Source organism: Thermogutta sp. (genome assembly GCF_039793925.1).
Taxonomy (GTDB): domain Bacteria; phylum Planctomycetota; class Planctomycetia; order Pirellulales; family Thermoguttaceae; genus Thermogutta.
Map to the genome: position 1 here is coordinate 1 of NZ_JBAMME010000032.1, position 1,716 is coordinate 1,716.

The 1,716-nt window shown below is 60.8% G+C and carries 1 protein-coding gene; it reads left to right on the forward strand.

Annotated elements, in window-relative coordinates:
- Positions 1-1,002, forward strand: a 1,002-nt coding sequence (locus ABJK56_RS01270) for a tetratricopeptide repeat protein (RefSeq protein WP_347242854.1), incomplete at its 5' end; no start/stop codon positions are given.
- Positions 1,003-1,716: the final 714 nt, after the last annotated feature.

Genomic DNA, 1,716 nt, shown 5'->3' on the forward strand with positions numbered 1-1,716 from the left:
CGCACCAGGACCGACCGATTCTGGATGTTGCCCATCGTGCAGGAATACGCCCGGGCTCGGTTGGAGGTAGAGGACTTCGCGGAAGAGATGACCCGGCGCTGGCTGGACTGGGCGCTGGAGTTTGCCCGGAAATGGGCAGCAGATCTGGATATTCGGATAGAGCACCTCCCCATTGTTGCAGAAGAGTATCCCAACCTGCGCCGAGCGTTAGTATGGTGTGAAGAACACCGACACTGGAAAGCGTTCATACCTCTGGTAGAGAACCTCTGGTTCTACCCTTATCTTATAGGCCTGTTGAGCGAAACGAGGCAGAGACTGATGATTGCAGTAGATGCCGCCAGGTTAGCAAAGGATGAACATACGGCAGGACGGCTTCTGCGGCGGCGGGGCATTCTTTTGTGGGAACAAGGCGAAAGAACGAAGAGTGTAGAAACCATGGATCAGGCCGTGGCCATTGCCCGTCAATACCAGGACCCGCAAGAGATAGCCCTGAGTCTGGAACGGCTATCGGACTATCTTTCTGAAATGGGGAATCCAGACGATGCCCAAACTCTGGCTGAGGAAGCTCTCGCTATCGGGGAAACGATAGGAAACCTGCAGGTCCAAGTTCTGGCTGCGTATCGGCTGAGTATGGCAGAAAGCACTCGCGGAAATCTGGAGGCTTCCCTAGAATGGCTGGACCGGGGCGAAGTTTGGGCCCGGGAACTGAGGTGGGACCGGGCCCTGGCCTGGTATGCCTACCGCCGGGGGGCAAACCTGTTGGGAAACGGCAGACCCGCCGAAGCCGAACCCTGGCTTTTGAAGGCAATGGATATGATGACCTGGGACGAGCCGCGCCTGGTGGCGTACGCAAAAACCCGGCTGGCTCAGGCCTACCTGGGACTGGGCCGGTGGGAGGAAGCCCGCCGTGCCGCCGCCGAGGCCCTGGACCTGATAGACCATATCGGCCTCCACGTCCTGCGGGAGGAGGTGGAAGGCGTACTCAGAGAAACCGCCCGATAGCGGGCACGGCCTCCCTCGCGAACCGGCAAACCTTCTCAGACACACGTGACTCCATGGCAGGCATGAATGGGGGGATCGCGGGTCAGAATCGGGGCACCCAGGCGCAAAGCCACCGCCGCGATCGGCTGATCGTACACTTCAACAATGGGCTCCAGACAGTTCAAAAGCTGCGGGTCCCCACCGTTATCGGTTCATCCAGAAAGGAGGCTGTTCCCGCTGCGCCAGTTCCGTCGCAAAACCCACCGGTGCCCTGACCTTCCGCTGCAGGCCATGGAGTTCCATCAGGACAATCGGGGAGAGAATCAGCGTCGCCTCGCCGGCAAACGCTCTCTCAAAGATGCGCCATCCCCTTCGGAGATCTGGGGCGACCCGACGAGATACCAGAACAGTACGCGGGCATCCACTACGTACACCAGGCCTACGATGCGCTCTCCCTCCCTGGCCATTCCCGTTCCCGGGGATTGCTTCGCCGCCCCTCGGGGCGAGCCCCATCGGCCACGCCGCGAGCGGCGTGACCGAGCCCTCGGCCCTGAGGGGCCTCGGCCCGAAGGGGCTTCTCGCCCCGAGGGGCTTCGCATGATGAGCCCGGACGTTTACGTCCGGGCGATCGGCGCTGGCCGAAACAAACGCAATGGATATAAATAGGCGGAGAACCAACCATGAGCGACAAAGGGTTGAAAATCCTCTACCTGGCGGCCGAAGCGGTGCCGTTTG